Annotated in this window: 24 protein-coding genes and 1 other RNA gene; 10 read left to right on the forward strand and 15 right to left on the reverse strand. The window is 34.3% G+C overall.

Annotated elements, in window-relative coordinates; genetic code table 11:
* Positions 1-149: 149 nt before the first annotated feature.
* The 3 genes from AAGD91_RS03880 to nuoE all read right to left on the reverse strand — a co-directional run bounded on the left by AAGD91_RS03880 (position 150) and on the right by nuoE (position 3,154).
* Positions 150-1,292 (reverse strand): hypothetical protein, encoded by a 1,143-nt coding sequence (locus AAGD91_RS03880; protein ID WP_341820678.1) that lies wholly within the window; start codon positions 1,290-1,292, stop codon positions 150-152.
* Positions 1,293-1,435: 143 nt separating this feature from the next.
* A complete protein-coding gene (gene tgt, locus AAGD91_RS03885; RefSeq protein ID WP_264731631.1) occupies positions 1,436-2,653 on the reverse strand; it encodes a tRNA guanosine(34) transglycosylase Tgt in 1,218 nt (405 codons plus the stop codon).
* Positions 2,654-3,154: an NADH-quinone oxidoreductase subunit NuoE gene (gene nuoE / locus AAGD91_RS03890; RefSeq protein WP_264731629.1), complete on the reverse strand. Its 501-nt coding sequence runs from the start codon at positions 3,152-3,154 to the stop codon at positions 2,654-2,656.
* Positions 3,155-3,496: 342 nt separating this feature from the next.
* Between nuoE and AAGD91_RS03895 the strand changes: the two genes are divergently transcribed.
* The 4 genes from AAGD91_RS03895 (at position 3,497) to rnpB (ending at position 6,825) form a co-directional block, all read left to right on the forward strand.
* Positions 3,497-3,946: a hypothetical protein gene (locus AAGD91_RS03895; protein ID WP_341820679.1), complete on the forward strand. Its 450-nt coding sequence runs from the start codon at positions 3,497-3,499 to the stop codon at positions 3,944-3,946.
* Between the two features lie 261 nt (positions 3,947-4,207).
* On the forward strand, positions 4,208-4,678 hold the full coding sequence (locus AAGD91_RS03900; RefSeq protein ID WP_341820680.1) for a hypothetical protein: 471 nt from the start codon (positions 4,208-4,210) through the stop codon (positions 4,676-4,678).
* Between the two features lie 9 nt (positions 4,679-4,687).
* A complete protein-coding gene (locus AAGD91_RS03905) occupies positions 4,688-6,319 on the forward strand; it encodes a hypothetical protein (RefSeq protein WP_341820681.1) in 1,632 nt (543 codons plus the stop codon).
* A gap of 157 nt (positions 6,320-6,476) precedes the next feature.
* Positions 6,477-6,825, forward strand: an RNA gene (gene rnpB, locus AAGD91_RS03910) — RNase P RNA component class A.
* A gap of 48 nt (positions 6,826-6,873) precedes the next feature.
* Here rnpB and AAGD91_RS03915 read toward each other — a convergent pair.
* The gene (locus tag AAGD91_RS03915) at positions 6,874-7,644 is read right to left on the reverse strand and encodes a response regulator transcription factor (RefSeq protein WP_096616586.1); all 771 of its coding nucleotides are present in this window, start codon (positions 7,642-7,644) and stop codon (positions 6,874-6,876) included.
* A 325-nt stretch (positions 7,645-7,969) separates the two neighbouring features.
* On the opposite strand from AAGD91_RS03915, the gene AAGD91_RS03920 reads away from it, so the two are divergent.
* Genes AAGD91_RS03920 through AAGD91_RS03935 form a run of 4 tightly spaced genes read left to right on the forward strand, consistent with a single transcriptional unit; the run spans position 7,970 to position 11,403 of the window.
* Positions 7,970-8,953, forward strand: coding sequence for an NAD(P)H-dependent glycerol-3-phosphate dehydrogenase (locus AAGD91_RS03920; RefSeq protein WP_341820682.1), 984 nt, complete (start codon positions 7,970-7,972; stop codon positions 8,951-8,953).
* Positions 8,954-8,972: 19 nt separating this feature from the next.
* The gene (locus AAGD91_RS03925) at positions 8,973-9,455 is read left to right on the forward strand and encodes a phosphatidylglycerophosphatase A (protein ID WP_341820683.1); all 483 of its coding nucleotides are present in this window, start codon (positions 8,973-8,975) and stop codon (positions 9,453-9,455) included.
* Positions 9,445-10,224, forward strand: coding sequence for a GNAT family N-acetyltransferase (locus tag AAGD91_RS03930; protein ID WP_341820684.1), 780 nt, complete (start codon positions 9,445-9,447; stop codon positions 10,222-10,224). The genes AAGD91_RS03925 and AAGD91_RS03930 overlap by 11 nt, the downstream gene beginning before the upstream one ends.
* Before the next feature lie 42 nt (positions 10,225-10,266).
* Complete coding sequence (locus AAGD91_RS03935; protein ID WP_341820685.1) at positions 10,267-11,403, forward strand: hypothetical protein; 1,137 nt, start codon at positions 10,267-10,269, stop codon at positions 11,401-11,403.
* 3 nt (positions 11,404-11,406) lie between these two features.
* On the opposite strand, the gene AAGD91_RS03940 is transcribed toward AAGD91_RS03935, so the two are convergent.
* The 7 genes from AAGD91_RS03940 to AAGD91_RS03970 all read right to left on the reverse strand — a co-directional run bounded on the left by AAGD91_RS03940 (position 11,407) and on the right by AAGD91_RS03970 (position 18,208).
* Positions 11,407-12,195: a succinate dehydrogenase iron-sulfur subunit gene (locus AAGD91_RS03940; protein WP_341820686.1), complete on the reverse strand. Its 789-nt coding sequence runs from the start codon at positions 12,193-12,195 to the stop codon at positions 11,407-11,409.
* A gap of 86 nt (positions 12,196-12,281) precedes the next feature.
* Positions 12,282-12,734: an rRNA maturation RNase YbeY gene (gene ybeY / locus AAGD91_RS03945; RefSeq protein ID WP_253309310.1), complete on the reverse strand. Its 453-nt coding sequence runs from the start codon at positions 12,732-12,734 to the stop codon at positions 12,282-12,284.
* On the reverse strand, positions 12,728-13,126 hold the full coding sequence (locus AAGD91_RS03950; protein ID WP_341820687.1) for an EVE domain-containing protein: 399 nt from the start codon (positions 13,124-13,126) through the stop codon (positions 12,728-12,730). The genes ybeY and AAGD91_RS03950 overlap by 7 nt, the downstream gene beginning before the upstream one ends.
* A complete protein-coding gene (gene ftsZ, locus AAGD91_RS03955; protein WP_253309308.1) occupies positions 13,126-14,322 on the reverse strand; it encodes a cell division protein FtsZ in 1,197 nt (398 codons plus the stop codon). The genes AAGD91_RS03950 and ftsZ overlap by 1 nt, the downstream gene beginning before the upstream one ends.
* A gap of 247 nt (positions 14,323-14,569) precedes the next feature.
* Positions 14,570-15,100, reverse strand: coding sequence for a hypothetical protein (locus AAGD91_RS03960; RefSeq protein WP_341820688.1), 531 nt, complete (start codon positions 15,098-15,100; stop codon positions 14,570-14,572).
* Between the two features lie 83 nt (positions 15,101-15,183).
* Positions 15,184-16,647, reverse strand: coding sequence for a YifB family Mg chelatase-like AAA ATPase (locus tag AAGD91_RS03965; RefSeq protein ID WP_341820689.1), 1,464 nt, complete (start codon positions 16,645-16,647; stop codon positions 15,184-15,186).
* Positions 16,577-18,208, reverse strand: coding sequence for a recombinase family protein (locus AAGD91_RS03970; RefSeq protein WP_341820690.1), 1,632 nt, complete (start codon positions 18,206-18,208; stop codon positions 16,577-16,579). The genes AAGD91_RS03965 and AAGD91_RS03970 overlap by 71 nt, the downstream gene beginning before the upstream one ends.
* A gap of 312 nt (positions 18,209-18,520) precedes the next feature.
* Between AAGD91_RS03970 and AAGD91_RS03975 the strand changes: the two genes are divergently transcribed.
* Positions 18,521-19,717 (forward strand): hypothetical protein, encoded by a 1,197-nt coding sequence (locus AAGD91_RS03975; protein ID WP_341820691.1) that lies wholly within the window; start codon positions 18,521-18,523, stop codon positions 19,715-19,717.
* Positions 19,683-20,792: a hypothetical protein gene (locus AAGD91_RS03980; protein ID WP_341820692.1), complete on the forward strand. Its 1,110-nt coding sequence runs from the start codon at positions 19,683-19,685 to the stop codon at positions 20,790-20,792. The genes AAGD91_RS03975 and AAGD91_RS03980 overlap by 35 nt, the downstream gene beginning before the upstream one ends.
* Before the next feature lie 12 nt (positions 20,793-20,804).
* On the opposite strand, the gene AAGD91_RS03985 is transcribed toward AAGD91_RS03980, so the two are convergent.
* From AAGD91_RS03985 to AAGD91_RS04000, 4 genes are read right to left on the reverse strand one after another with little or no spacing between them, the layout of a single operon-like run.
* Positions 20,805-22,820, reverse strand: coding sequence for an AAA family ATPase (locus AAGD91_RS03985; protein ID WP_341820693.1), 2,016 nt, complete (start codon positions 22,818-22,820; stop codon positions 20,805-20,807).
* 22 nt (positions 22,821-22,842) lie between these two features.
* On the reverse strand, positions 22,843-24,069 hold the full coding sequence (locus AAGD91_RS03990; protein ID WP_341820694.1) for an AAA family ATPase: 1,227 nt from the start codon (positions 24,067-24,069) through the stop codon (positions 22,843-22,845).
* Entirely contained in the window at positions 24,066-24,554 is a 489-nt protein-coding gene (locus AAGD91_RS03995; RefSeq protein ID WP_264337671.1) for a hypothetical protein, read from the reverse strand. Before AAGD91_RS03995 ends, AAGD91_RS03990 begins: the two co-directional genes overlap by 4 nt.
* 23 nt (positions 24,555-24,577) lie before the next feature.
* The gene (locus tag AAGD91_RS04000) at positions 24,578-25,375 is read right to left on the reverse strand and encodes an ATP-binding protein (protein WP_341820695.1); all 798 of its coding nucleotides are present in this window, start codon (positions 25,373-25,375) and stop codon (positions 24,578-24,580) included.
* Between the last annotated feature and the right edge of the window lie 37 nt (positions 25,376-25,412).

Raw genomic sequence — 25,412 nt, forward strand, 5'->3', positions numbered from 1 at the left:
AGATCTTTGATTTTCTCTTTTTTCTCGATTATTTGAGCTAAGGACTCGACAATAATATCTTTGTTTATTCTTGAAGCATCTATTGGTTTACTTCCTTTGACAGTAATTTCACTACTTCCTTGCTTACTACTTACATTATAGCCCTGCCCTTAAATTTTTGTTGCCACTTCTCTTCTAAATAAATTGCAAATAGCATTTATTACCTCTTGAATACAATCTTGAAAAAAAGCTTTGATTGCCTTGAATTCTTGTGCTAAGGAAACGATTTGAATATGTGCGTATTTTTTACCTGGTGATAACTCTTCAGCATTCTGGTGTATAGATTCTATTTGCTGAGGGTCAAGCATCATTGCATGACATTTTGAGCGTGTTGGGTTTGCTTGTGTTTCGGATGACGACATGTCCTTAATATCTTGTTTTTTATTCTCACCATCAGCAACCATACCATCACTTGATTTCCTTTTTTTAGGAGGCAATGGTGGTCGATTTTCATTGTTCTGATATATAGGTTCTTTTGGTACCGTTTCAGACAATGATCTCTGAATATCTTGAAGATTTTGGTATATAGGTTCTTCCTTCTTCAAATTTTCATAAATTGGTTCTTGCACTAAGTTAGCATTGACAAACTCCTGTACTCTTTCTAGATAACCAACATTTTTATCCTCTTTCGGCACTCGCGCACCTTCAAATTTGATTTTTTGTATCTCTTCAATACTCAGCCCATTTTTTTCAAGCCATTCCTCTCTTTTACTCATTGATGCAACAAACTCATTAATCTTTTGAATATTTTTGACATCATCATCAACTATCATGACAGTTTTTGGCAACTCACCATGTTTATCCTTATACTCCACAATTGCCTTACAGATGTGTAAATTTTTTCCAACTTGATTTTTTTGTTCTTTGAGACCTTTTGGAAGCTCATTATCATAATCTCCTGGAAATCTACCAAATACAGAAATACCGCCTGCTTGTTCTTTAGATAAACCCAAATGATTCTCTACAACCCTTCTCACAGCGTCTGAATATCCTGTATACGATGCGATATTAACTTTCACTCCATTTGAAAGTGCAGATTGCAACACAGATTTTAATGTCTCCTTATTTTTTACTCCGCCTGTATTCTTTAGAAAATTTCCTATATCAGTATCGTTCACTGCATATTCTGCACCAGAATTGAAATCACTTTTTTTGAACCCGGAGTGTTTACCGGAGAAAATATTATGCATGTGTCCATTAGTAATAGTGTTATCAAAATCAAATATTAATAGGGTATTATTTCCTTTAGCCATATCTTCACCTCTAATCCTTACAAATCATACGGGTAGAGACTAACATTAATAGATTAATTATTTATTATAACCTTTCTAATTAATAGTGTGATAAATAAAGTAAATATAACAAGAAGTAAAAATCAACGGCATAAAGAAAAGACTTAAAGAGAGGCCAAATCAAAGTGCAATGGTATTTCACTAATCCAATTATTTTTCTCTTGATCTAGCCTATCATCTAATATTGCCTGCCTTATAGATGCCATTAACTTATTCATGAAGAAAACGTTATGAATGGTAACGAGTGTGTAAGCCAGGAGCTCTTTAGCTTTCAGTAAATGGTGTATATAAGCTCTTGAATGCTTTCTGCAGGTAAAACATAAGCAGTCACTTTCAATTGGGTTATTGTCCAGCTCGAATTGTTGATTTCGCAAATTAATATGCTCTTTGCACTTTGAAGAAATAGAATCTCTATTTTTTACTTTAATAAGCGCACCACCATGCCTTGCTAAACGGGTTGGATGCACGCAATCAAACGTATCAATTCCAAGACTAACTCCGCGAAAGATGTCCACAATTCCACCAATACCAAGCAAATGAGTAGGCCTATCTTTTTTCAGATGGTCCATAGTGAAAGAAACTACATCGTACATCTGCTCTTTACTTTGACCAAGTGATCCACCTATTGCTTGACCAAAAAATGGCAAATCGTTAATAAAATTACAACTTTCTCTACGTAAATCTTGATATACTCCGCCTTGACTAATTCCATACAGTGCCTGCTTGCCATTATTATTTTTTTCAAATTCATTTAAAGAACGTTCAGCCCATTTGTGGCTCATGAGCATTGATTTTGCTGTGTATTCTTTGCTTATGTGAAATGGAGTACATTCATCTAAGACTAAGACTAAATCTGCACCTAGTTTCTGTTGAATTTGTATAGACTTTTCAGGAGTCAAACAATAAGTTTTACCATTAATGTAAGAACGAAAAATTGCCCCATCCTCATTAATTTTGATCAGAGTTTTTTGTTTTTTTCTTATTCCTTTTATCTCTTCCGAAACTGATCCGTGCCCTAAGCTAAATATCTGGTATCCACCAGAATCAGTGAGCATTGGTCCACTCCATCCCATCATCTTGTGCAAACCACCAAGTTTTGCTACGGTATCTTCCCCTGGTTGGAGCATTAGGTGATAGGTGTTGGAAAGTATTATCTGAGTACCTGCTTCACTAATTCTCTCGATATCTGCAGCTTTAATTGCAGCTTTTGTTGCACAGAATATAAAAGCTGGTGTTTCTACGCTTCCATTTGGAGTTTTAATTGTTCCAACTTTTGCAGAACCTGATTGCTTGATTATCTTGAATGCAAATTCTTCTTTCATCTATTTGCCTGAAAGTTCTGTTATGATGTTTTCTACTTTCTCAGGAGTAAGATTTTCATAGAAGTCATTATTGATCTGCACAACGGGAGCATTAACGCATGCACCTAGGCATTCAACTTCTTTTAAAGTGAACAAATTATCTTTAGTAGTCTCACCGATATTGATTCCAAGTTTTTTTTTAAAGGTATTTAAAACTTCTTCACTATTGCACAACCAGCAAGGAGTTGTTCTACAAATTTGTATTAGATATTTGCCTACTGGTTTTAAATTATACATGGTGTAAAAATTTGCCACTTCATATACACGAATATGTGGAATATGCAGCATATCAGCAACATAACGCATAGCAGATTCAGAAACCCATCCGCATTGCTCTTGAACCAGGTATAGTAAAGGCATGACAGCACTACCTTCTCTACCTTTGGGATACATCTCTATAAACTTTTCCGCTTTCTTAAGGTTTTCTGATGTAAAACTAAACTGCTCTTCTTTTTCTATCATTCATGAGACTCGTGTAAACTTTACAGATTATACCTGTAGAACCAATGATTGCAATTGTTGGTTTTTTGAGAAATAGCATTTTGCAGTATCATACTACCCATACTGCCCAACTTGTAAATTCTTTTGGCTTGGCCATAGGATCCAGTTAAAAAATCTGATCATGCGCTAACTTCAATTGTTTCATAAGTTTGTTTTAGTAAATCTCAATTATTTTAGCTACAGCTAACTACTTTAAAAAAATGCTTAAGAAATTATAGTATATTATTTATAAATACACTATCCTTGACATTTATTATAAATGTTGTGTATAATAAACTATATTTATTAATATGAGGTTAAACTATGAGTAAACAATTAAATTTATGGATAAAAGAAACTGGTGAAGAGAAATTTAAAAATTTTCTCACATCACTAGATAAAGAAAATCTTCAAAAGCATGCCACAACTATTTACAGAAATTACGAACAAAGTTACAATGAAAAGTATTTCATGTACAGCAAAATTGGTTCTGGTGAAGTAGTAATAGGATCTTGTGCTCTCATTCTGCTATCTCGATATTTCGATCTAAGAGAAAAAGTGCAAAAACCACTTGAATACATGGCACTTGCAGCAATTGTTATCTTTGGAGTTGGATTTCTATACTCACTTTATCAAGAACATGAATATAAAGCCTCCAACAAAAAGGGAGAATATGTATCAGATCACGAAAAACATAAGGAGCTTCCTGAGGTTCAAACAATTATAGATGAGCTAAAGGCAGAAGCCCTAGTAGGGAGTAAAAAAGAAATTTAGCCAAAACTTAAGATTCCGCTACTTGTTAGCGAAATCTGCATAAGACATAACGAATAAAAATTTACCTTTAAATATAGATTATAGGGTTTTGAGAACTCCACCTTCCTTTCATCTATAAAACTTCTTAGCCATTTTCGAGCCTATACTTACTTTTTAGTATAAAATAAAGACGTTAATTTTTTAATTTTAGTTAAAATTTTCATTGACATTAACACATAGGAGTAATCATAATAGCATTTTATTAATATTTTAAATAAAATTATGTCTATATTAGGAAGATTGCTCGGGATCAACTCAAATACACCGGAAGTTAAAGAAGCGGTAGGTTTTAACCCAGCAAACGTAGGGTTGATCGAAGGAGATGGAGTCGCTTATGGACTTAGCTATCAAGATAATGGTAATGGGAGCAGTAAAGTAAAATTACTTATTAGTCCATTATATCAATCAAAAACATACGAATGGGGTACAAATGTCAGCGTAGTAAATGAATTCAAAGATCAATTGTCTCTCACATTAATAGAAGATTCAGCTGAAACAGATAAAGTTGGAATTGTCTTTCCTGAAGAAGGAATTGGCGAAGAAGGAGAAAAATACGTTAAAGGCTTATCTTTTAACACTTATGGAATTAAACAATCAGTTAATACTCCTTCTGTTGAACATTTAGGTAAAACAAAATTACAAAAGAATATTGATAATAATAGTCTTGCAAATGTGGGCAATAGTTACTTTTAACCAAAAGCAGTGAAAGTTGGTAATGGTGATGTAATTGTAATTGCTCATAACTTAAAGGATCAAATTTTAGTTTCTTGGTACTTAGAGTCAAATGGAAGTGGAAAATTTAAAGCATTAAATGGAAAAAGTGGTGTTACAGAAAGAAAATTGTTCAATTTTAATAATCCGGGGCAATTGGCATTAAATGGAAACACGATGCTTTATGCGCAAGTGAGCAGAAAAATTATTGGGGATCAAGAGGTGAGAAAAACACGTATTTTCAAATTTGATATGGCTAAAGTGGTTGAGGATCTGAAAAGTAGAAAGGAAGATGAATATTTGCTTGGTAAGAAAAATTGTCAGATAAATACAGCGTCATCTTTTTCTAGTGAATATGAAATAAGCTTTTTGCAGTATGTAAAGCGAACTGAAGGCAATGATCTAGTTGCCTTTCTTGCAGAAGACCGGTTGTCTGATAAACAAACGTTACATTTAACAAGTCTTGTTAAGAATGGATCAAAATTGAACTTTACTATTTGCGAATTTGCAGATTCTATAGAGCAATTGTACGTTAAAGACAATGGTCAAGACAGTTTTATTGTAACTGCAATAAGTGAAGAAAACATCGCAATTTTCAATCATCAAAGATTTGAAAAACCTTCTAAGGTAACAATAATACCGGCAAGTAGTATCAAAACTCTCAGTGATTTTGTTGATATCATTAACGGTCGATTGACACCTGATATCATTTCTAGTAGTACCGTGGCTCCTGTAACTATTACAGAAACGGTTGTGACTTCTAAGAAAACGCTGACTGCTGCAATTACTAGCACAACAGAAACCGACACTGTAAAGACTACCAAATTAACAACAGAAGCATCAACTACCGTTGCACCTACTTCTACAATAAGTAAACCTTCAACAGAGTCAACGACTCAAACAAGTACAGTAACAGTGGAGCCAACAACAGAAGCCGTTATACCTACTTCTACAATGAGTAAACCTTCAACGACTCGAACAAGTACATTAACAATGGAGCCAACAACAGAAGCCGTTACACCTACTTCTACAATGAATAAACCTTCAACGGAGTCAACGACTCAAACAAGTACAGTAACAGTGAAGCCAACAACAGTAGCAAAAACAACTACTACTTCACAAGTGACCACGGTTGCTACAACGTCAACTAGTGTGCCAATAATAAACTCAGAGAAAACTATACAAACAGTATTTAGTATACCAAGTACTAGAACAAAAGAGTCAACAACTCCTATATTTACCACGACTTTACTTCCTCAACCTACTTCTTCACCACAGCCTACTCAACTTGCTATAGGGTCTAATAGGGCAGGAATGATAGGAGGATCTTTGATTGGAACAATAGGTATTGCTGGAATTATAGGATTTATAGCATATAAATGTATTAAGAAATATCACGGTTATTATAATGCTGCTCATGTGTTAGAATTAGCTGATTTGGAATCGCATTCAAATAGCAGCAATGAAGAAATTTTTTTCACCCATAGCAGAACAAGCAGTGATAATAACATATCTATACAAACTACGTATCAATCTGAAACAATGCTAAACAGTATATCAGTAGAAAGTAGTAGTCGAGCAAGAAGTAGCTCGTCGTCTTCAAGCGGTGGACCAGGCTCTTGACTAACTGAAGCGGAGTCTAAAAGTGAAAAAAGCTTATCTTGGGATAGCGATGATGTGCCGGAATATCACCTTTAGCTATTTGTCTGAATGTTTTTAATATGTAGACTGTTAGGAAATTGTCTTTTGCTTTTGTGATTTTCATGTTAAAGTATAATTCCTGGGTGAAATAAGTAGCTGCTGTTGTGTGATAAACATAGCAGAGGAAAGTCCGGGCTCCAAGGAAAAATAGTGACGGGTAACGCCCGCCGGAGGCAACTCCAGTTATAGGGCTACAGAAAATTACCGCCTAAAATATTTTAGGTAAGGGTGAAAAGGTGTGGTAAGAGCACACCATGACAATGGCAACATTGGTAGTCGAGTAACCAACACTAGGAGCAAGATTAAATAGAAGTAGATTTTATGTTTTTCTCATATCTACTCGGGTAAATCGCATGAGGTAAATGGTAACATTTACTCCAGATAAATAGCTACATAAACAGAACTCGGCTTATATTTCACCTAGGCGTCACATGATACATGCGATATAAGCCATGCTATATTTAAGTGTAGGCATTTCATGCGTTGTCCTTCACTTGTTCTGCTTGATAGCCATCACTACTTTCGCCTACATTAACATTAGAATATTCTTCATCATCAATATATTCTTTCAGAACATACCCTCTGCCCCAAACGGTTTCTATGTGGCTTTTTCCATCATTTGCACTTTCAAGTTTCTTACGTAATTTGCACATAAAAACATCAACTATCTTGTTATCTGAAGGTTCATCCAAGCCATTGTAAAGATGATTTAAGAACATTTCTTTTGTTAGTACTGTTCCTTTACGCAGTGCTAGCAATTCTATCATAGAATACTCTTTATTAGTAAGGTGAACCGTTTTACCTTTCACCTCAACAATCCTGTGATCAAAATTGATATTTATATTACCAATCTTTATCACCGATTCAGGATGGCCTTTAGTACGACGCACTATGGCCTTAATTCGAGCTAATAACTCGCTTTTATGAAATGGCTTGGTTAAGTAATCATCGGCACCATACCCAAGCCCTTTAGCTTTGTGATTGACAGCGGATATACATGAAAGTATTAAGACAGGAACTTTGATTTTTGCACTTCTTAGTCTTAACAATATATCATATCCGTCAATATCACCAGGCAAGTGTATATCTAAAATAACTAGGTCATAGTAATCTCCGTTTGAGGAAACCATATTATTGTTATAATCTTGTGCAGAAGTAACAACGTCACAGAAGTGTCCATCAGAAGTTAAGGCATTAACCACAGTCTTTGCACTTACTTGATCATCTTCGATTAATAATATACGCATATTTTACACCCCATAAATAATTTATAATTTTAGTAATATATATAACTAAGGAAAGTAATAAATCAAATTTTTATTAACAAATGATCAAAATTACACTTATTAATTAATAATAAATATATTGTTCCAAAGTTATATAAATAGATCTAAAATATAATAGATATACCATGGTAGTAATAATATTTTTAGTAAATATTGAATTAAAGTTACTATTATTAAAAGAATACTTCGGTTAATAAATATTTAACTATTCTATATGTCTGTGTTATATTTTTAATTTACTTATCCTACTGTTTTAAAGTATAAGTAATACTTTCAGGAATATTGTGTGGCAATATCAATTTTAGGTGCTGGTGCATGGGGTACAGCAATCGCAATTTCATTAGGTAGTAAGAAAGATGTGATTTTGTGGACTCGCAATGAAACTACATTTGAATCAATCAACGGGAAAAGAGAAAGTGACAAGCTACCCGGTTGTCGAATTTCTGATAATGTGTCAGTAAAATTGGCTATTGAAGACACAATTAATGCTTCAGTAACAATCCTCGCTGTTCCCACTCAATCTCTGAGGGAGGTATGTCAGCAATTGCATAATTGTAATCTGAAAAAAGATGTAGCAATAATTTTAGCTTGTAAGGGAATAGAAAAGTCTACATTAAAATTACCTAGTGAAATAGTAAATGAAGTTTTACCTAACAATCCTATTGCTATTTTTTCAGGCCCTAGTTTTGCTGTAGAAGTTGCAAGAAAATTACCCTATTCAATGGTTCTTGCATGCCGAAATAACATATTGGGTTCAAAGCTAGTATCAGAACTACAGCAAGAAAATGTTAAATTACGCCTTAGTAGCGATGTTATAGGGATACAGGTTTGTGCAGCGTTAAAGAACGTTTTTGCTATAGCGTGTGGGATTGTTCTAGGTAGTAAACTTGGGTTTAATGCTCATGCAGCATTGATTACGAAAAGTGTAAGCGAAATTAATGCTTTATACTCAGCAAAAGTTGGTAACGGTAATGTGGATATAAATACACTACTTGGACTGGCATGTCTGGGTGACCTAATTATGACATGCACATCCTTGAATTCAAGAAACCTATCTTTTGGGTTTAAAATAGGTAATAGTGACAATGGCTTTAATGTTCAGCAGATTTTGTCAGAAGGCAAGTCAGTGATTGAAGGTTTTAGCACTGCTGAGCCCATATTTAATTTAGCAAGAAAGCTAAAGATAAAAATGCCTATATGTGAAGCGGTCTATAGATTATTGTATGAAAGCGCCTCTATAGAGGATACTATTTCTGTTCTTGTAAATTAGTTTTGTACTTTGGTGTATTGTGAAATTTTTATATAAATTGATATCAACATGGTGGCTGTCTGGCACAGTAAAAAAAATGCCAGGTACCGTAGGCAGCTTAGCTTCTTATCCAATTGTTCCTGTGATACTGAGTGACAGAATTTTAGGTGCAGCAATTATTTTTTTTTTATTTTTGATTGGACTATGGTCTATAGGCAATTATATAAAACACTACAAGACTTCATGTGATCCAAAAGAGGTAGTAATTGACGAAGTAGTTGGTCAATTGCTGACAATACTTTTAGTTTCGATATTGTTAAGCCAAGAGATGAATTGCTCTTCATTGTTGTTGTGCTTTTTTTCTTTTAGGTTTTTTGATATAATAAAAACGTGGCCTATAAATTTGATCGATAAAAATACCAAAGGTCCTTTAGGTGTTATGCTAGATGATATTATAGCTGCAATTTTAGCCTGTGTTCTTATAGGAGCCTTTTATTGTTTATTGTTGATGTATGCAAGATAAAAAAATTTATTATTCAAGCTTAATTGTTCAAAATTTAAAGGATTATATACTGTACACAGCGAATTTATCTGAGTGGGAAGTACACGATGAATTTGATAACGTTACATTTACAATAAATGGTACTAGGGAGTCATTATTTAATTTTATGTTCTGTGGAGATCAATGTACCGAGCTTTCTATACAAAAAACTCTAGATTATCTCAGAATAAGAGATATAGAAGCAACATGGGTAATAAATTCACATATGAAAATAAGAGATATTTTAGAAAAGTGTGAAATAAAACACGTTAGCACACCAAAAAAAGCTTTACTTAATATGAAAAATTACTTTTTACCTGCTGATGTTATTCCAAACTTGAGGTTAAATGCTGTAAATGGTAGCGACCTCTTAGAACAGTTAGATTTACACACTTCTAAAATTTTTTATCATGGCGTCGGAATTGTCAGCACATTTTTTCGCGGATTATCAAATTATGATGATAAAAACTCAAGATTAAGATTTTTTCTTGTAACACTAAATAGTGAAATTATTGGGACATGCGGTCTTTATGTTCAAGACAGTGTAGCTGGTTTTTATAGTGATGGAGTTTTACCAATTTACAGGAATCGTGGAATAGGTACCCAAATGGTTTTAGAAAGAATAAAGATAGCTAAACAGCTTGAATGCAAATATATAGTAGCACATTGTATGAAACCTTCTGTAAACCTTTATAAGAGATTGGGCTTTCAGATGTTAGGCAATCTTTACTTATATAACTCTTCAGCATAATTCTGAGCGGTTACAAGTTTTTACATCTGTTTTAGAAGTGCTATGTTTTTTTTGTATGAAGTGGTTTTAATATTGATTCTAATATTATTCTTTCTCTCTTATTCTAAATTAAAAATTAGTAATAAGATTAAGAACTTACAACATCGAAATGTTATCATAAATAATTTAATTGATACTGTGAATGATGGGTTTTATATTTGGGATGCAAAAAAGCGTATAGAAAAGTTCTCTCCCAACTTACTAATTTTGCTTAATACTGTTTTTTACTCATTTAATGAGTTTGTGAATTTTTTTGAGCAATCAGAAAGTTTAATTAAAAATTTTGCTGAGGCAAAGGAAATAAATAAATCTTTTACTCTAGATTTAAAGTCAAAAGACAGTGAGGTTTATTGCATATGTTATGGTAGAAGCATAATAGATGATTCTACCAATGTGATTGGTGTGCTGTTATGGATACGGAATGTCTCAGACTGTAAAATAAAAGCTCACGGACTTGAGCTAGAAAATAGTAAGCTTACACAAGAAGTGGAGAGCTATAAAAATGTTTTCAACTCTTTACCATTTCCAATACTAAAATATAACAAGAATAGAAAGGTAGAATTTTATAATTTGTTTTATGATAAATATGTAGATGGCTCTAAGAAATTTGCTATTACCAGTAGCGCTCATAGCACAAAACCAGGAAGGCATGTCGTAACTTACAAGAACGAACCTAAGGTTTTCGATTTTGTTAAAATTCCAATACAAGGTTCTGGTAGCATAGTAATGTATGGGAAAGATGTTAGTGATGCAGAGAAATTATATACTGAATTAAACAGTTATTTAGCTACACAGAAAAATTTGCTTGAGAGGTTGCCGGTTGCTATAGTAATATATAGTAAGAATCAAAAGCTAAAATTTTATAATAATTCTTTCATAAAAACCTTTCAATTTGACCCAAAATTTTTGGCATCTTACCCAACTTATCATGAAGTTATGCTTTACCTCTTCGAATCTAAAAAGCTTTTAAAAAAAGAGGATTTTCAAACTATTAGTAACCAAAGACATGAGTTATTCAAAAAATTATTTGCATCGTATGATGATACGATGCATTTCACGAATGGAAAAGCGTTCAGGGTATTAACAATACCCTACGCTTCGGAAGGTTTGCTGTTCTCTTACGAAGAATGCAAAAGATGATACTTAAACTCCTTCTTTCTCTACCATGAGCTGTTTTACTTTCGCTATTGCTCTTGCTGGATTAAGTCCTTTAGGACAAGTTTTTGTGCAATTCATTATTGTATGACAACGATACAACTTGAATGGGTCGTTTAAAACATCAAGTCTTTCACCTATCTTATTATCACGGCTGTCAGCAATCCATCTGTAGGCTTGTAATAGTATTGCTGGTCCTAAAAATTTATCACTATTCCACCAGTAGCTTGGGCAACCAGTCGAACAGCAAGCACATAATATACAGTCGGACAAGCCATCTAATTTTTTTCTATCTTCAGGAGATTGAGAGTATTCTTTATTTGGTAGGGCAGGCTTATCTGCTTGTAACCAAGGTTTAATTGATTTGTATTGCTCATAAAATTGGCTCAAGTCCGAGACTAGGTCCTTTATCACATACATGTGAGGTAATGGATATATTTTTACATCACCTTTTATATCGTGTATAGATCTAGTACATGCAAGAGTATTGGTTCCGTCAATATTCATGGCACAAGATCCACATATGCCTTCTCTACAAGAACGTCTGAAAGTTAAAGTCGAATCTATTTCATCCTTTATTTTTATTAATGCATCAAGTACCATAGGGCCACAACTATCCATATCAATAAAAAATGTGTCTATTCTAGGGTTTTTCTCGTCATCAGCAGACCAACGGTAAATTTGAAATCTTCTGATGTTTTTTGCTCTAGCAGGAATAGGATAAATTTTGCCCTTTTGATTAATTTTAGAATTCTTTGGCAAAGAAAACTGAACCATATCACTTACCTTTTATTGTTTATAGCTAAAACCCTTTGTAGATAACATATTTTATTATCATCTACTATATTTTTATTAAATTCCTTTTAAATCGCGCACATATTGTAGCCAAGCGAAGCTAAAATTTCTCTTTCTAGATTTTTCATTATAATTTCTTCATCTTTTTTTTGGTGATCATGACCAAGTAAATGCAGTAATCCATGCACTAACATGTGTGCAATGTGAGCAAGAATAGGTATACAATACTCATGCGATTCTCTTTTTATTGTGTCTATTGAAATTGCTATGTCTCCTAAATCGCACTCATTAGACAATTGTTCACACGGAAATGATAGTACGTTAGTTGGCTTATCCATTTCTCTAAATTTTAAATTAAGTTGATGTAGCAAGTCATCATCAGCCAGAGCTATTGATATATTTGGTTTATAGTGGTCTATTTTTAATTCTTTTAGAGAAGCATTGATGACACCTAATACAAAATTTTTAGGATTTTCTATAATGCTGCACCATTTCTTGTCAAGAATATTTACTTCTAACATTCACTCATCCTTATTACTTCATTCCATTCAATTTCCGAAACTGGGGCAATTGATAAACGTGGTTGTTTTAATATAGCCATATTTTTCAAAAGTGGGTTTTGTTTTATATTATTTAACGTTACTTGGTTATTTAAAGGTTTCAAAAACTTTACATTCACTAATCCGAACTTGGGATCATTAATATGATAATACTCTTTAAATACTTCAACGATTCCAAGTATTGCTTTCTCTTTACCTGTATGATAAAAAAACGCAAGATCGCTTACTTTCATAATTTTCATGTAATTTTGAGCTTGATAATTGCGCACGCCATCCCACTCAACTACCTGCTCCTTTTCCATTTTTTGCCATGAATATTCACTTGGCTCTGACTTGAGTAGCCAAAGTTGCATTATTTTTTTCTTCTTAAATAAGCCGGTATATCATAAACATTGCTGCCCCATTTAGCTCCTTCGCTTACCTGTTCAGTTGGTTTTGTTTCCAGTGTTTTGTCTTGCGTACTTTCACTGTGACTATAGGGCCACTTAAATTTCTCTTTCTCTGAGTCTTCGCTCTGACTTATAGGTGAAGTTTCTGACTTATTATTGCGACCATCAATGCCAGTTGCAAGAACAGAAACTCTAACTCTTCCCTCCATCGCTTGATCAAAAGTAGCACCAAATATTATATTTGCATTTTCATCTACTTCTTCACGCACTCTATTGGCTGCAGCATCAACTTCAAACAGAGTCATATCTCCGCCACCAGTAATGTTAATTAATATTCCTTGCGCACCTTTCATTGATACATTGTCAAGCAATGGATTGGATATTGCAGCTTCCGCAGCACTAATTGCTCTATCTTCTCCTTCTGCCTCTCCGGTGCCGATCATCGCTTTGCCCATCTCGCTCATTACTGTTTCTATATCAGCGAAGTCAAGATTAATAAGCCCTGGCATGACCATCAAGTCAGTTACTCCTCTAATGCCAATATGCAGAACATTATCAGCAAGTTTAAATGCATCAGAAAATGTAGTTTTTTCATTTGCAATTCTAAATAAATTCTGATTTGGAATGACAATAAGTGTATCCACGTATTTTTGCAGTTCTTCAAGTCCAAGCTCTGCAATGCGCATGCGGCGCACACCTTCAAAACCGAACGGTTTAGTTACAACTCCAACAGTTAATATCTTTTTTTCTTTTGGCGCTCTATCCTTAACTGCAGCTCTTGCTTCTCTGGCTGCTTTTGCAATTACCGGTGCTGCACCGGTTCCAGTACCACCGCCCATTCCTGCTGTGATGAAAAGCATATGACTATCTTTTATATGCTCCATAATTTCATCGATTGATTCTTCTGCTGCACCTTTGCCAACATCAGGCAAAGCACCAGCACCAAGACCCTTAGTTAAATTAATGCCAAGCTGAATTTTTTTATCACATAACGACTTTTCTAGTGCTTGAGCGTCGGTATTTGCGACAACAAAATTCACTCCTTGCAAATTAGATTGGATCATGTTATTCACAGCATTTCCACCAGCACCACCCACTCCCACAACGGTAATCCTTGGGTGTAATATAGGTAACTCCGGCAGACTAAGATCAATAGACATTTAAATTACTCAAATTTAGCGAATTCACTTGATAGTAAGTTACTGCTTTTTTAATAATATGCAAATACTTTTCACTTCTATAGGCGTAAACAGTAAACGGGATTTACTTATTCTTAACATTTATACTAATAAGTGCCGTTAATTATAATAACTAGATTCTTAAATGACATCACTTAACCAATGCAAAAAATAGAAAATATTTACGTAAAGGGATAGAAATCTATCCCTTTTCTTTGTTGAAACTGCTTTATTGTCCTTTTGCTGGTGTTGAAACTACTCCAATTGCTATTTTTATTTCATTCAAGAGCATTGATTCATTATCATTCATTGTAGACTTATCACCATCTTTATTTTCATGCTTATTTAATAATTCTTTCACTTTATCAATTTGATTTGCCTTACTACTATTCTTATATGCATACACAGGTGCAGCTATTAAAGCCGCCACCGCAGCAACAACTATCAAACTAGCAACTAGTGGATGAGCAACTAAAAATGCAGATACTGCAGTAATAGCAGGACTAACGAGTGTTGCAGCTTTTGTTCCAACTGTACCAACGAAAGCCACATAAGCTGGGCTCAAAAAATAAGTAGCTGTAAGCGCTACTGCTAAAAACATACCAACAACAGTTGTTTTTAATTTGTTATTCTTTGCATACTCACCAAACCCACCAGCAGCACCTGGAATTCCCTCATAATCATCAGCTTGTTTATATCCTTCTGAAATAGCATTAAAAATGCCATCCCCTTTTTTATACTTATAACCTGTTAATGCCATAACTCTACTCCTTAAACAGAATGTTAAAATTTCATTAAGGGTAGTATATAGTGAAAAAATTATCTGTCAAGTAAAGTAATTTTTTAATATACCCTTATTCTATAATTCAGCGCTTCAGCAATGTGTGCTCTTTTTACTTTTTCAGTTTTTGCAAGATCTGCAATGGTTCTTGCAACTTTTAATACGCGTGTGTAGCCTCGATTGGAAATGTAATTTTCTTTCAGTACGTATTTTAGCAATTCTAACCCTGCCTGATCTGGTTCAGTAAATTTATTAAATGCTTCACCGCTTACTTCTGCGTTACAACGAACATTCAATTTACTATAACGCTCAGTTTGAACTTTTCTTGCTGCTATCACTCTTTCTCTTATGATTTTAGTACTTTCTCCCTCCACAGAAATTTCAGGAGAGAGTATGCTAACGTTTGGCATTTCAATGCATATGTCTATTCTATCAAGCAATGGTCCTGATATTTTGTTTTTGTAATCTGTGCCACACTTTGGAGCTTTGTTGCACGATCTACTTGCATCACCTAAATAACCGCACCTGCAGGGATTCATTGCAGCTATAAGTTGAAAATTGGCAGGGTAGGTTATGTGAGCATTTGCCCTTGCAACGGTAACTTTTCTATCTTCAAGTGGTTGGCGCAGAGAATCAAGCACAAGTCTTGGAAATTCAGGTAGCTCATCAAGGAATAACACGCCATTATGAGCCATGGTAATTTCTCCAGGTTTTGCATTCTTTCCTCCCCCTATCATTGCTGGCATAGAGCATGAATAATGAGGTTCACGAAAGGGACGAGTTACTTTGAATATTTCATTACCAGTTTTTGTTATGCTGGAAATAATATTAACATCAATCATCTCCTGTTCGGTCAAATCAGGCAGCAATCCTATAAAGCGCTTAGCAAGCATTGATTTTCCAGTACCAGGAAGGCCAACAAGAAGCATATTATGCCCACCTGCTGCTGCAATTTCAGCTGCTCTTTTTGCAACAACTTGGCCTTTGATATCCTTCATATCGGGAACCAATCTTTTTTCTTTGGGTGCATCACTATAATTAAAAATTACTGGCTGAATTAATTGCTCACCCTTAAAGTGTCTGATAATATCAGTTAATTTCTCTATAGCTAGAATTGAAACATTCTTTACCCATGAAGCCTCTACTCCATTTCCCCTTGGGCAAATTACTCCTTTGTTTGCCTTTTTTGCATTAATTGCTGTTGGTAGCACTCCTGAAACTGGAATAACTCTGCCATCAAGAGCCAGTTCACCCATGATTATATAAGACTGAACTTTTTCAACTGGTATCACACTCATTACAACAAGTAGTCCAATAGCAATAGCCAAGTCATAATGACTGACTTCTTTCAGCAAATCCGCAGGGGAGAGATTAACTGTAATTCTTTTTGGAGGTAGTAGTAGATTGATTGAATTTAACGCTGCTCTGATGCGCTCTTTGGATTCCGCAACAGTTTTATCCGGCAATCCAACAATATTGACTGCTAGTACAACATTGCATAATTCTATTATGCCTATTTTGATCAAAATTTGCAAGACTTTTTATGCGAAATACTATGTATAAGTGGTTGTGGTTGATTTCAATTTGATGAATTAACATTCTAATAATATTTTGCTTAGTCTGCCAATCTACTTGATCAAGCTTTGATTCAACACTTGAGGAAAAGTTTTTCAAGCTATCTGTAACAAGGCTCAATTCTTGTTGTAGTTTTTTTTGATCAATCGTTCTTTCTTTCTCTTCTTCAATTTCTTTCAAATGCTGTTTCATTGTTGTGATTCTTGGTTCAAATTCTTCTTGGCTTATAAACCCTTTGGCATAGCTATCAATAAATTTTTTGATACTTAATCTTAGCTTACTTTCTTGCTTTTCACGTGTTTGATTATGTAAAGGTTTTTTGTTCTCTGATAATCTACGTTGATATTCATTTGCAATCCTATCTGGCTCTTTCAAGATACTCTTGACTTCTTCCCATATAACTCCATCTAATATATCAGTGCGTATTGATTTATTATCGCAGATTTTATTGCCATTAAATTTGCTAGAGTTTGTACCAGAGCAACGATAGTAATAATATGTCGACTTTTTATGAACGTGGTTTGTACCACAATAAGTATATTGACAACGTTGGCATACCATTAAACCTTGTAATAAATATGTTTCTCTTCTTTGCCGTACTCTTGCTCTTTGTCTATTTTCAGCTAATTGTGTTTGCACTGAATCAAATAAATTTTCATTGATTATTTTTGGTACTGGAATATAAGTCCAATTCTCTTTATCACTATTAAAGCGACCACTTTTAAGTTTACCACAAGTTCCTTTTTTTGACTTTTTTACTTGTGGTTTTGAGCATGTCTTAGTTTTACCATAAGCTGCTTGTCCTATATAAGCAGGATTTTTTAACATGTTCCAAATAGTGCTCCTTTTCCAATACCTTTTTCCTGTTCGTGTTATTACCGGTATCTTATTCAGTTCATGTACAACTTCTCCTATACTTGCTCTTTCTTGGCCAACCCAACTAAATATTTTACGCACTATATTTGCCTCTTCTTCATCAACCTCAAATTGAGCACTTCCTTCACCTACATGTTTTGCTATGTAGCGATAACCGTAAGGCGCCCTACCCATCACACTTATACACCCAGCTTTGGCCGCATGAAGTTTACCTCTACGGTTTCGTTCCATAATCTTTGCACGTTCATACTCTACTATTGCTCCCTGAATCTGTAGAAATAAATGGGAATCAGGATTATCATCAAACTTATGATTCAAAAATACTATTTCAGATCCAGCCTTTTTAAACTCTTCGAGTAAGATCATTTGATATGAAAATTTACGTGATAGCCGATCAGGTGAATGAATATATATCTTATCAATCTTACCTTCTGCTACTCTATCACGTAAATTTTCTAAGCCAGGACGTTCTAAATTTGATCCACTGTAACCATTATCAACAAACCTATGCTCATCTAATAATTCATGTCCATCGCTACTAATGCGACGCTCCAATTCTACAATCTGACTCTCTATCGTATTCTCTTGTGCTTGTTGTCTTGATGAAACTCTTGCATACAAGCTTACTGTTGTCATTTTCTTTCACCTCCTTTATTTTATATTTCAATAATTGTTCATAAGCATCTGCCAAATATGTACCCGCTAACCTGTGAGGTTCATAACGGCAATAAATAGTTAAATCCCCTTTTTGCATGTTTTTCTTCCTGTGAATTTTTTTATAGGTTAGGAGACTTCTATTAAACTAAACCAATGCACACCTTATTTAAGAAAGCTATCTAGTTTACACAAATTCTCCCTAATTAAATATACAAGATTTGAAAAAATTATGTCCAAAAAATCTTTGCTTGAATTGTCATATTATGTATAATATAGCTTATTTTATGTAATATGAATGTTCATCCAAGCCATGAATTTTGGGAAAGCGATTTAGAAGTTCCTGTTAACCTTTTATTAGATCGTTTTCAGGATTCTAATATACGTCAATCTTGGTTAGATTCCCTTTCTGGTAAACAACTGAGCATCATTTTTCAGCATTGCTTTAAAAATCATTTGAATGGGCAACTTTTTCAGGACGGAGATTATGATGATAGATCCACTCAGCAAAAACGTAAGATACTTACCAGTTACTCTGACTCTCTTTTTAACTATTATCTCATTAGCTACTTTGATCGTACAAAGCTTGAGGCTACAGTCAGTGAAGTAGCAAGATTTGCCCTCACTCAAGAGTTAATGAGATCGTACCTAATAAAAAATAATACTAAGTACGATAAAAGATCCTTGTTGTTTTTACTATTTCACATAAATTGCGAACTTCTAAAATCTGTCTATCACTTTGATAAAGTGCAAAAGAAAGGTTTCGTATCATTTGCTCTACAGAAATCACCAAGACAAATAAACACTTCATTCAAGGAATTTATGTCACGAGAAGCTGTAGAGCAGATACTAAATTTTGAAAACCAATTGCAGGGTTTTTTCCATCATCAAGATCGGATATATATGTTTGTACGCCGAGGAAGTGACATAGATTTACTACTTAATTCAAACAAGGTTGTTCATGGTCATAAACCTGAGTGGATGATTTTAGATTTTTCGCTTGATGGTACAAAGGTTAATCTCTGTGCTAAAAATACTAACAAGGCTGTGGAAATAGCAAATAGTATTGTAAGTGGTTATTTTAACTGCGAATGTACTTTTGTAAATATACAGGATAAGAACTTTCCACTACAAGTGCATAAATTTCTTCAAGCATGTATAGATGGTTCTGATCCTAATATTTGTATATTTGAGTTAAATTTTAAGTCAGATTATTTTAAAAATAGTAATACATATCTTACTTTAAGTGTAAAGCCATATGATCCTATTGCACCAGAGTTACATATTTTAAAGCCATCTATTGGCAACATACTACAATCTATTCAATCAGCTAAAGTAATGTTTCAAAATAAAAAGGTAACATTTTCTTTCAGATCAAGTGGAGAAATTTATTATTCAGAGCATCCGCTCAATAAAAAAGAAAGAGAAGAGCTAAAGAAACATATGGAACAATCCTATGGTCTTAAAATTCTTTCACGAGCAAATTGCTGATCTTTTAAGTTCAAATAGTTCTTGGGTTAATCCAAGTCAAAATCACATTCAAGCAGCAAGATACTTATTTGATCTTGGATTGATAAAAATGCAAGAAAGGTACTATATTGTTTGTTCTCGTGAAGAAGATCATCTTGATTGGCCAAATGTAGTTGATCCAAGTTGTAGTAATGAGATTTTCATCGATTCAGACTTTGATGAAGCATGTGATGATGCTATTTGTGAAAACTGTTCTCGCCATATTTTTCCTAATACTGATCAAAAACAGAGGTTTCATCTCTTATCCATATACTTAAATACAGAGAGAATCATAGACTGGTTTGAAACCGAGTTGAATGATTCAAGACTTATGTGGGAAAAAGTGGAAAAAGGAGTTTATTATATTTGTAATCAAGGTCGCATTGTAAATCTAATAATTCTTGATTTTTGTACTGATGCGATATTTTTAACCATAGACAAACTGAGAGTCCATCCGACAGTTCTCATCACTCTAAAAAAAGATATACCTAATCTATTATTGAGCCTATATGTAGTGCGAATGGCAGAACTATTTTGCCAGTATAAGACTTTAATTGAGATATTTCAAGAAGCAGCTAAAAGAGGAGTACCAGAGGTAGTAGAAAATACTTCTTTGCAAGTTTTACCAGCTTCATATATTTCGCTTAAACGTGTTGAACCAATTATACCAACAAAGCTTTTGGAGTTACAGGTAGTTAAAGGTATGGTATATGTTAATAGCGTTGAAGTTATAAATAAAAAAGCTGTGTCATGTCTTAATATTTTTCGAATATTGTTCAAGCAATTTTTACATGACTGTGAAAAAGAATTACCACCTGAAAAACATACACTTCTCAATATTAATCAGTTAGAAAAACTCTTGGGACTTAGTTTAGAAGCAGATTTAGAACATCAAATCAGAAAACCATTAAATAAAATGCAAAGAACAATCAAAGCTACACTTGCTGAAAAATTAGGATTAAGTATTGAACGTGATGATGTAATACAAACACTTGGTTGGCAAAGATCATCACATGGTTATCGTATTAACCCTTTTACTTTGACTATAAAAAAATAGAATTTCCTGATTTTAAAAATTTTCAGCTCCATGAGTAAATTTTCCAACTCCACGTGCAAATGGTCCTGTTTTTACATCAAGCCATTTATCTTCTTTTGAACCATTAGCCATTCCTTTAACTATTTGCTTTGCTTGTAAAAGCTCTTGAACTATACACTCTAGTCTATCTCTTCCCATACTATGAAAAACTTCAGGCAGTCTATGTCGTTGTTTATGTATTCCTGCACTTCCTGTGTGAGTAAATGGATGTCCTGAAATAGCAGCTCGCGCAATTGAATCAATAAGATATATTTTAAGATCCTTATCACTAGTATTTTGAGCTTTTAATTGTTCAGTGATGTCTTCTAATAGCCCTGTTTCTTCATTTCTTAGATAAGTACGTATAGTACGATCAGCCAGGCCATTTGCTTTAACAACAGCTCCATAAAATAGTGCATTTTGTCTTGGGATTTTTCCAATTGATCTAAAAATCATTGGTTTAGTTATATCCTCAACAGGCCAAAAAGCAAAAGAACACCTGACTCCATTTACGAGAGCAGAAGTACCTCGAATAGCATCTCGTGCTTGCTCTACTGTTGATATAGGCTTTTCTCCCTTCAGCTTTCTCATATGATGTGCAGTAATTATTGAAGCTCCAGTGCTACATGCTAAATCAGATAATAAACACATGAGATAATCCCCTACTGCTGGGTCAGCATTTAAATCTGCATGAATGAAAGAAGCAAGGGGATCAAATATAATGAGCTTTAAATCCTTTATTCTGCTCAGCTGCTTCATTACCGACTCAAATTCTGGAGATATTTCTACAACTTTACCGCGAACATTCTTAAGTATGGTAAATGATCCTCCTATATTTGGCAATGGTACAATAAATAGCCTATCTTTATATTTTAATCTCTCGCATTTTGGATCAAGTCGTTCTAAGCGACGATGTATTTCATTTGTATCATCCTCTGCGGAAAATACCACCACAGAACCATGTTCAGTAACAGGTGGGCCAAATCCACACACCTGGTCTATGCTACTTGCAACCTTGAGGGCTAGGTCAAGAAGAAGCACACCTTTGCCTGTATCTCCCATTGCAGCCAAAATGGAGGTTACACCCAAAGGAAATAATCCTTCAACCAAGAATCTTTGCTTTGGTACTGGACCTACAAAACGCTCTACACTCCAGCTGAAAATATCAAGTGGTGGTTTAATAATTATTTTTCTTGAGTTTTTTTCAATAAATTCCGAAACATTTATTCCCTCTAACACACAATCAGCAGCATCCCAACTCCTTGGTTTATTTGGTGGAATCTTAAGCGTAGCAAGTGATGCAACACCAAGTTCTAAAAGCTTCTTTTCAGCGTTTTTGGCATATTTATTACCTGCTTCATCGTTGTCTGGCCAAATGATAACATGTTTACCTCTAAGCGGAGTCCAATCTGTTCTATCAATAGGCGCATTTGCTCCAAACATTGCTGTTGTTGCAGTTATTCCTTTCTCTATAAGTGCTTCTGCGCATTTTTCTCCTTCAACCAGAACAACCTTATCAGACTTTAAAATACCTGGAATGTTGTAGAGTGGCCTTATCTCTGGCTCTTTGAATCTTTGTTTTTTAACATCAAATGGTTTAAACTGTTTTTTCTCTAAAGGAGGATCATAACGGTAGACTATTACAATCAATTGGTTATTTTCATCGTAGTAGTTCCAACTACAAGTCAGGTATTGTTCTAGATCTCTAATATTATTTTTTTCTTTGATGCCAAGCCATTCACTTATTGAGAGCATTACTTCAGGAAATTCTGTTTTTGCATTCTTCCCTTGTACTGTTGCCCAAAGGTCAATAATGTCACCACCTTCTCCTGTTGCAAAATCTTTCCATAATCCAGTTCTTTCGCCTGTTAATTCTATTACAGTACTTTTGCCTTTGTTACCCTGTACATCACCTACATAAAACTTATCACCACGAAATGTCCCTCTTGGTAGTAGATGAAAAAGACAAGATCTGATATTTTGCAAAAGCTGAGTCTTTAGCTCTACCATAGTATCCGTTTTTGCGGACAAGTTAAGTCGTAGCTATAATTTTAGAGTTCTGCCAACGCCCATTTACTCTGCTAATGAATTTTGCTGGTATTGATTTACCATTTCTTAGCTCATATACTACTTGCAAGACATTTGCACGTTTATTTGGTTGAAACATTACCATACCAGATGTATAAAAGCTTCTTAAAGCATTAGCACCAATTAAAGCTTGAAAAGGACTTTTTGCTAATGTAGCTGTGGATACTTTTCTGGTATGACGTGTGATAATTATTCCAGCTGTAGGATTAATCACAGAACGTAGTCTTTCTATTCTGCTTTGCAGGCCAGAAAATATATTTTCATAGTCAAGAGAATCCAAAACGATAAGGTCTATCGTTTTAAATTTTTCCCCTATGATCTCTTTTATTCTCTCTATACCTTCATCATTTAAAGTTAATCTCATCTTTGTAGTAACAATCAAGTTTTCTTCTGCTAGATTTGGTAGCCTTTGATTAGTTATGATTTGTTGTATGCGTTCCCTGATGTAATTATACTCCATCTCATTTTGCAGATAGATTATTTTTAGTGGCCTTGCTGACTTCATCTTAAGAAACGACACTCCTGCTGCAAGATGTGCAAGCAAAGAGAGAAGAAAATAACTTTTGCCAACCTTTGGAGTACCACCAATGACTAAAAGACCACCTGGAGTGAGAATTCGTGGAGCTATTATATCTTCTGGTATTGGTGATTGATCACTTAAGTACTGCTTTACAGAAAATATTTTTTCTTCTCTTTTCCCCCCTTTTTTTTCTCCACTCTTTGATTTTTTATTGAGCCACTTTCTAGCAGAATATATATCACCCTTAATTAAAATCCAAAGATCAATAATATCACCACCAGTTCCTTCAGTAAAATTACGCCAATCACCAGCTTCCTTACCTACTATTTTAACTGTAATTGTATTTCCATTTAAGTCTCCAATATAAGTTTTTTCTCGGTAAAACTCACCATTTGGAAGTAGGTAAGAAACACACTCCTTGATATTATCAATCAATAACATCTTTAACTCTTTTTGCTTTTTAGACATAAAATTCCCATACATATTTTTCATACGTGTAAAGTTGAGATTAGCTAGCTCACAAACAGTTTCAAAAGATTTTGAATTCAGCCAATTAATTGCTTCTTCTCTTAGCTTTGGGTTTTTTCCTACTGCGTCCTGAATACCTCTAGTAACGACAGCAGACCAAAGCTTTTCCTCGTCGTACTTCAAAATGGTACTCTGTCAATTTCATAATTTTTGCGGTATTCTGGAGTAACTACCGAAGCAATTTTGTTCTTCTCTCCATATTCATCAGTTATAACACCTACCTTTACTGTAAACTCTAAGCCATTTAATTCTGCAATTGAATTTAGCTTACGAGCAAGGATTGCACTTTCTGAGTTATCATGTGGATGAATGTCACGCGCTGATTCCAAGATACTGCGAAGCATAGAGCGACCCATTTCTCCCCAAGTATCTTCTGCTTTACTACTTTTAATACCAATTATTTGGTAAATCTTATGCTTTTCATATAGACCTTCAATAACGGTAAATTCTGTATTTAAATAAATGCTACCGGTAGTGGGGCTTTTAGTAAACCAATGCTCATAACCTCCAGGCTTGATTGTCATTTTTACCTTTACTATTGTACCTTTAGGTATTAGTCTACTTTGCGGTTTTACAGTGTTAAAATCAGTTAATAGGTTTTGTAACATATATCACTCTCCATGTTTAAATTTTAAAACTTGCTTTTAATCTTTGTAAGCAGCTTACCTAAGTGTGGTTCTTCAACCATACTCAGACGTCCACTACGATCCTTAGCTGGGTATCCCCAGGGATTTAAAGTGTGGCAAACAAAAGAGCGCTTCTCCGTTCCATCATCTTTCTTGATTCCAACCATACTGATTACTTCGTCAACTATTCCAGGAATTTCACTAGCAGTTTTAGTTCCTTCGCATTGAGGTAGCCAAATTGGACGATTGAAGTCATCGAGATATTGACCTAAAGTGCCAACTATGATGATGTCTTTGTCTCTGATGTGTTGAAATTGATTGAGCCAAGCCATCATCTCCTGAGCAAGTAATCCATAGGCAGCTCTCATGTCCTGTTTTCCCGATCTCTCAGAAAAAGCTTCAGGTTGCATTTTTGCCCATAATAGACATAAACGTGAAGCAACGGTTATACTATCTACAAAGATGCATTGGTATTTAGAAAACTCAGAGAAAAGATCTTTGTACTTACCAGATACATGTTCATGGTGTCTTTGGCTATATGCTTGATCAGACTTCAGCGCAGGATTAGGCCCCCCTATAAGACAAGCAATATCTCTAGCTTCATTCCAAGTGCGAAGACTAATTGAATCTCCTTGCCAATCTTGAACAGCAAGAAGCCCTGCTTCAAAATCAAGGCAAAGTGTTGGTTCATCTACGGTCTTTAGGAGACTTGTTTTACCAATACCATAAGGACCAAAGATGACCATTTTTACAGTTGATATTGTTTGCAATCTTTCATTATTATTCAAAATTTTAAGAACCATTATTTATCCATGCTACGATGTATATATATACAAGAAA

The sequence above is a fragment of the Wolbachia endosymbiont (group A) of Myopa testacea genome (genome assembly GCF_964027115.1).
GTDB lineage: Bacteria > Pseudomonadota > Alphaproteobacteria > Rickettsiales > Anaplasmataceae > Wolbachia.